Annotated in this window: 7 protein-coding genes and 1 pseudogene; 7 read left to right on the top strand and 1 reads right to left on the bottom strand. The window is 33.9% G+C overall.

The genetic code is table 11. The annotated features are described in order from the left end of the window. Together IDG65_RS05925 and budA are read left to right on the top strand one after the other, a co-directional pair. Positions 1-199: pseudogene (locus tag IDG65_RS05925) on the top strand (IS200/IS605 family transposase); the annotation flags it as partial. Positions 200-509: 310 nt separating this feature from the next. Continuing rightward, the gene (gene budA, locus IDG65_RS05920; RefSeq protein ID WP_000186117.1) at positions 510-1,214 is read left to right on the top strand and encodes an acetolactate decarboxylase; all 705 of its coding nucleotides are present in this window, start codon (positions 510-512) and stop codon (positions 1,212-1,214) included. Positions 1,215-1,299: 85 nt separating this feature from the next. Here the strand turns inward: budA and IDG65_RS05915 are convergent, their stop codons facing one another. Then, positions 1,300-2,160, bottom strand: a complete 861-nt coding sequence (locus IDG65_RS05915) for an oxidoreductase (protein ID WP_000953555.1) — start codon at positions 2,158-2,160, stop codon at positions 1,300-1,302. A gap of 72 nt (positions 2,161-2,232) precedes the next feature. On the opposite strand from IDG65_RS05915, the gene panB reads away from it, so the two are divergent. From panB to sasK, 5 genes are all read left to right on the top strand, one after another. After that, positions 2,233-3,051, top strand: coding sequence for a 3-methyl-2-oxobutanoate hydroxymethyltransferase (gene panB, locus IDG65_RS05910; RefSeq protein WP_000860047.1), 819 nt, complete (start codon positions 2,233-2,235; stop codon positions 3,049-3,051). After that, positions 3,044-3,895, top strand: a complete 852-nt coding sequence (panC, locus tag IDG65_RS05905; protein ID WP_206174040.1) for a pantoate--beta-alanine ligase — start codon at positions 3,044-3,046, stop codon at positions 3,893-3,895. Before panB ends, panC begins: the two co-directional genes overlap by 8 nt. 1 nt (position 3,896) lies before the next feature. Then, positions 3,897-4,280, top strand: a complete 384-nt coding sequence (panD, locus tag IDG65_RS05900) for an aspartate 1-decarboxylase (RefSeq protein WP_000621532.1) — start codon at positions 3,897-3,899, stop codon at positions 4,278-4,280. 342 nt (positions 4,281-4,622) lie between these two features. Next, the gene (locus IDG65_RS05895) at positions 4,623-5,699 is read left to right on the top strand and encodes a trypsin-like serine peptidase (protein WP_000161219.1); all 1,077 of its coding nucleotides are present in this window, start codon (positions 4,623-4,625) and stop codon (positions 5,697-5,699) included. A 15-nt stretch (positions 5,700-5,714) separates the two neighbouring features. Beyond that, on the top strand, positions 5,715-6,350 hold the full coding sequence (gene sasK, locus IDG65_RS05890) for an LPXTG-anchored surface protein SasK (protein WP_000755987.1): 636 nt from the start codon (positions 5,715-5,717) through the stop codon (positions 6,348-6,350). Positions 6,351-6,403: the final 53 nt, after the last annotated feature.

The following is a 6,403-nucleotide window of genomic DNA, read 5'->3' as shown; positions in this document are numbered from 1 at the left end:
CTTAAAGTATAGATATGGAAATAGAAAGTTTTGGTGTAAAGGATTTTATGTGGATACAGTAGGTAGAAATAAAAAAGTGATTGAAAATTATATTCGTAATCAATTACAAGAGGATATCGTTGCAGACCAAATCTCAATGGAAGAATATTTAGATCCTTTCACTGGAGAGAAAAATAAAAAAAGAAAGAAAAAAGAGTAACCCTTTAGGGTTGCTGGAATAGTAGTGCAGTTGGCTGACTTGTCAGTGCCCTTTTAGGGCTGGCCAGTAAGGAAGGCTTATAGCCGCAGAACAAACCACCCGTTCACACGGGTGGTTTTGATTTAGCAAGCATTGATAGAGGCAATACTTTTGCGTAAAATAATAATTGAATAAAGTATTATGACTCGTGAAAATTTAGTGACATGAATCGAAATGCCGAGACGTCATTGAGTATAAAGGAAAGTAGTTCTGCATTAATCACGAAGTAGAGCATGACAACGAGGAATAACTATAGGGAGATGGTTTTGGAATGACGAATGTCTTGTATCAACATGGTACATTAGGTACGTTAATGGCTGGCTTACTAGAAGGAACAGCTACAATTAATGAATTGTTAGAACATGGGAATTTAGGGATTGCAACGTTAACAGGGTCTGATGGCGAAGTAATATTTTTAGACGGGAAGGCATATCATGCTAACGAGCATAAAGAATTTATAGAATTAAAAGGCGATGAGAAAGTACCCTATGCATCGATTACTAATTTTAAAGCGAGTAAGACATTTCCATTGCAACAATTATCACAAGATGATGTATTCGCACAAATTAAAAATGAAATGTTAAGTGAGAATTTATTTTCGGCTGTTAAAATTTATGGCACATTTAAACATATGCATGTACGAATGATGCCTGCTCAGCAACCGCCATATACACGTTTGATTGATTCAGCACGCAGACAACCTGAGGAAAAAAGACAAGATATTCGTGGTGCCATTGTTGGATTTTTTACACCAGAATTATTTCATGGCGTAGGGTCTGCTGGTTTTCATATACATTTTGCGGATGATGAAAGAGCTTATGGTGGACATGTTCTTGACTTTGAAGTGGATGACGTTGTCGTTGAGATACAAAACTTTGAAACATTCCAACAACATTTCCCGGTAAATAACGAGACGTTTGTTAAAGCGAAAATAGACTATAAAGATGTGGCAGAAGAAATTAGAGAAGCTGAATAGTCTAATATAATTAAAAGACCTTAGCGATATTAGGAACAGGTGGTTCTAAATGCATCGTTAAGGTCTTTTTATATTATATATGTGGTTACATATTTTGTTGATACGCGCGTAAAAAGCTATAAATAGTATCAAGATATGGGGTGTCAAGATTGTGTTCACGTGCACGTCGATAAATAAAGCCTTGAATCGCTTCGACTTCAAGAGGTTGCTGATGCACAATGTCGTAATACATGCTCGTTCCCATTTCGTCGGGATAACCTTGATATATAGTCATAATAGTATCGACAGTTTGTTCTGAAAAGTTTAACCCCTCTGCCTGTGCAACACGACAACCATCTAGTAATAGCTGTCTACACAGTGTACGTATTTCAGGATTATGCATGATTGCAACTGTCTGTCTACCGAGTGCTGTGATAGAATTAATGCCCAAGTTAACTAACAATTTATACCAAATAGCTTGCTGAATATTTGCTTCTAATACAATGTCGATTTGACTGTCTTGGACCAAATCTCTAAATTGTCGTGTTAATGCATTATCTTTTATACGTAATTGATAATCTCTGAAGTGCGTAACAACATCGCCTTTCTTTTGACCACTTATATAGACAACTGCTTGGCATATGTTTTTAAATGGAATATGTTCGAGTTGACCATAACCATTTTGGGCTAAAATGATGAGCGTGTCCTCATGTGCAAGATGAGTTAAATGAGGAATAACTGCATCAAGTTGATGTGTTTTGACTGCAATAATAATAACATCAAATGTGTTTGTGACATCTTCATAACCTTTCACAACAATATCTTGTGCAGGTGCATGTGGTACAGTATAATATGTTATTGTTTTGGCGTGTCTCCCGATAAGCGTTGTATGAGGCAATGATTGTTGTAATTCATAGGCAATAGTTGTACCGACAGCGCCTGGGCCGATAATCGCAACTGATAACATCTTCTTCTTTCCTTTCTATAAAAGATTCATTATACTATTTCTAATAATACTGCAAAAAGAGGTTGAATAACATTGAAAACAGTAAGTCAATTAATAGATATGAAACAAAAGCAAACTAAAATTTCTATGGTAACAGCTTATGATTTTCCAAGTGCTAAACAAGTGGAAGCAGCGGGTATTGATATGATTCTTGTTGGGGATTCACTTGGTATGACTGTATTAGGTTATGAAAGTACCGTACAAGTGACGTTAGCAGATATGATTCATCACGGTCGTGCAGTAAGAAGAGGCGCACCAAATACATTTGTAGTTGTTGATATGCCGATTGGTGCAGTAGGCATCTCTATGACACAAGACTTAAATCATGCTCTAAAGCTTTATCAGGAGACGAATGCAAATGCAATTAAAGCAGAAGGAGCGCATATTACACCATTTATTGAAAAAGCAACGGCAATTGGTATTCCTGTTGTTGCACATTTAGGATTAACACCTCAAAGTGTTGGCGTTATGGGGTATAAATTACAAGGTGCAACGAAAGAAGCAGCGGAGCAACTTATTTTAGATGCGAAAAATGTAGAACAAGCTGGTGCAGTTGCGTTAGTACTTGAAGCAATTCCAAATGATTTAGCAGAAGAAATTAGCAAGCACTTAACAATTCCAGTCATTGGTATTGGTGCAGGAAAAGGTACAGATGGTCAAGTATTGGTTTATCACGATATGTTAAATTATGGTGTTGAACATAAAGCGAAATTTGTGAAGCAATTTGCTGATTTTAGTGTTGGTGTGGATGGTTTAAAACAATACGATCAAGAAGTTAAATCTGGTGCATTTCCATCAGAAGAATATACGTATAAAAAGAAAATTATGAATGAGGTTAATAACAATGACTAAGCTGATTACTACGGTAAAAGAGATGCAACACATTGTTAAAGCAGCCAAACGCTCAGGAACAACGATTGGTTTTATCCCAACAATGGGTGCCTTACATGATGGACATTTAACGATGGTACGCGAATCAGTTAGTACAAATGATATTACAGTTGTGAGTGTATTTGTTAATCCATTACAATTTGGTCCAAACGAAGATTTCGATGCTTATCCGAGACAAATTGATAAAGATTTAGAATTAGTATCAGAAGTAGGGGCGGACATTGTTTTTCATCCTGCAGTAGAAGATATGTATCCAGGTGAATTAGGTATTGATGTCAAAGTAGGTCCATTAGCTGATGTGTTAGAAGGAGCGAAGCGTCCAGGGCATTTTGATGGGGTGGTAACAGTAGTTAATAAGCTATTTAATATTGTTATGCCGGATTATGCTTATTTTGGTAAAAAAGATGCCCAGCAATTGGCTATTGTCGAGCAAATGGTAAAAGACTTCAATCATGCCGTTGAAATTATTGGTATTGATATCGTTCGAGAAGCAGATGGTTTGGCGAAAAGTTCAAGAAATGTTTATTTAACGGAGCAAGAACGACAAGAAGCGGTACATTTAAGTAAAAGTTTGATATTAGCACAAGCGTTGTATCAAGACGGTGAACGTCAAAGTAAAGTAATTATAGACAGGGTTACTGAATATCTTGAATCACATATAAGTGGACGCATTGAAGAAGTTGCTGTTTATAGTTATCCTCAATTAGTAGAACAACACGAAATAACTGGACGCATATTTATCTCGTTAGCTGTCAAATTTTCAAAAGCGCGTTTAATAGATAATATAATAATTGGAGCTGAATAAAGTGATAAGAACAATGATGAATGCTAAAATTCATAGAGCAAGAGTGACTGAGTCAAATTTAAATTATGTAGGTAGTATTACGATTGATTCAGATATTTTGGAAGCGGTAGACATCTTGCCAAATGAAAAAGTAGCCATCGTGAATAATAATAATGGTGCACGTTTTGAAACATACGTAATAGCTGGTGAAAGAGGTAGTGGTAAAATTTGTTTGAACGGTGCAGCATCAAGACTTGTTGAAGTAGGCGATGTAGTCATAATCATGACTTATGCACAGTTGAATGAAGAAGAAATTAAAAACCATGCACCTAAAGTAGCAGTAATGAATGAAGACAATGTCATTATTGAAATGATTCATGAAAAAGAAAATACGATAGTGTTATAAAATAGTATAAGTTAGAAACCTCTAGTAGATAACAATGTAGTTATCCATTAGGGGTTTTTATTTTTATGCCAATTGGGTTAGCGTAATAGAAGTAAAGGTATTATCGTTGCAATTTTATCAGTGTTAAATGATGGACATATTTATAAAGAAATAGTTTTGCGAATTGATTATCTAAAACAGTATTCAGAATTTATTTGGTAGAAAATAGAATTCTTAACTTAACGAGATAAGTTAATGACATGTTGTTTAGTTTCGTGAAGTAAAAATATTGAATTGATAGCAATTATATAATAATATTATATGAAATAGATAAAAATAATATAGATTAAAGGAGGAATGCCTATGACAAAAATTTTTAAAATATCATTTTTGATTTTGTTAGTAGTAATTGTTTCTAGTTATTATGGTGAAAGTTTTGTCTTAGCTGATAATAATCCTATCGTCAATTCAGAAAATGGTAGTGATAATAATTTTGAATCAGGAACAATTGAACGTAATCAAAATGAGCTTTATGAAGTAGGTGATTATAGTACGCCCTTAACTGAGCGAGTTTTCGGTAAAGATCAAAGAACGGTTGTTAATAATATTTTACAAAGACCTTATAAGCAGACTGTATTATTAAATATGACGTTTTCAAATAACCGTGTATATAAAGGCACCGGTACTATGATTGGTAAGGACATTGTATTGACAGCGGCTCATAATGTCTATTCTAAAGACGATAAGGGTTGGGCTAAAAAGATTGATGTCTATGCTGGAGTAAATGGGCAAACATATACAATAGGAAAGGCCTTTTCGCATAAGTTTTTTGTATCTAAATCTTGGATTAATAATGCTCCTACAAAAGAAGATATAGCAATTATTAAGTTAAATAGTAATTTAGGAAATAAAACAGGTTACTTAACTTTGAACACACGCATTAGCAAAGGTGAAAATATTGAAATTTCTGGATTTCCAGGAGACAAGTCAGACAACAGACAATATAAAGGTAAAGGGAAATTAGAAAGTTTTGATGAGAATGAAATGTATTATACGGTAGACACATTTTCAGGACAAAGTGGTAGTGCGATAAGAGATTCAAAAAACAATATCATCGGAGTACATGCATACGGCAGATATAATCATAATTCAGGCGTGAGAATAAATGATTTAAAATTAGATTACATAAATTATTGGATAGGTAAGTACAGAAGTCATCCATATAATAAGAAAGTGAAAGTAATTAAAAGTAAGTATATATATTGGAAAAACATTGAAATTACAAAAAAGGGTGATAATAAATTAATTAAAAAAGATAAAGCGTACACAGCTAAACTCTATTACAATATTCCAAATGGGTATAAATATTACTCTTTATACGACGAAAAAAATAGATGGATGGGTTACTTTAATAGCAATGATATTAAGGTAGTAAAATAGGAAAGGATGAATAAGATGAAAAAAGTTATAAGTTTATTTGTTGCAATTTTATCAGTGTTGATTTTTACGGATAATGCGAACGCCGAAAATAACAAGCCTGAAGGTGTGAATGAAAACAGCAATTTAATACCAGTTAGACAACCGGATGCAAATTATCCAGGGCCAGTTAGTGACATAGCACGTGTGAAAAAACTTGATAATTTAATAGATGGCACGAAAGATCCAGATGTTATCAAGCAGTTGAAAGATGATAATGAGGTGCCGAATAATGCGGTAAAGGCAAAAGATTCTAAAATAGTATCCGACTGCAGACATTTACTAAAACATCCAGATAATTTAATGGATGGCACGAAAGATCCAAATGTTATTAATCAGTTGAAAAACGCAAATGGAACATCGAATAATAGTGCTGTAAATCCAAGTATTAAAGCAAATGATATTCACACAAAAAGTAATAAACAAATGGCTAAACAACAAAGTATTCATTTGGATAGCAAGAGCAAGTCAGTACATAAGCAACAATTGAAAGAATTACCAAAAACAGGAGTAAATAACGAAAGTAATACAGCAATTATGGTTTTATTTATTGGTTTAATATTGCTTGTAGTAAGTTTAGTGACAAGATTTATAAAATTAAATAGCCATCAATAATAAAAAGGGCCACACCTTGGTTTAAGATTCCAAGCGTGTGGCCTGCTCTTGTT

Source organism: Staphylococcus sp. EG-SA-17 (assembly GCF_017151845.1).
GTDB lineage: Bacteria > Bacillota > Bacilli > Staphylococcales > Staphylococcaceae > Staphylococcus > Staphylococcus aureus.
Note: the sequence above shows the minus strand (reverse complement) of the source record. Positions and strands in the feature narration are given on the sequence as shown.

Bases quoted from the DNA above. Each gene is read 5' to 3' on its own strand.
- budA (WP_000186117.1), top strand. From the start codon at position 510: ATGACGAATGTCTTGTATCAACATGGTACATTAGGTACGTTAATGGCT.
- IDG65_RS05915 (WP_000953555.1), bottom strand. From the start codon at position 2,160: ATGTTATCAGTTGCGATTATCGGCCCAGGCGCTGTCGGTACAACTATT.
- panC (WP_206174040.1), top strand. From the start codon at position 3,044: ATGACTAAGCTGATTACTACGGTAAAAGAGATGCAACACATTGTTAAA.
- IDG65_RS05895 (WP_000161219.1), top strand. From the start codon at position 4,623: ATGACAAAAATTTTTAAAATATCATTTTTGATTTTGTTAGTAGTAATT.
- sasK (WP_000755987.1), top strand. From the start codon at position 5,715: ATGAAAAAAGTTATAAGTTTATTTGTTGCAATTTTATCAGTGTTGATT.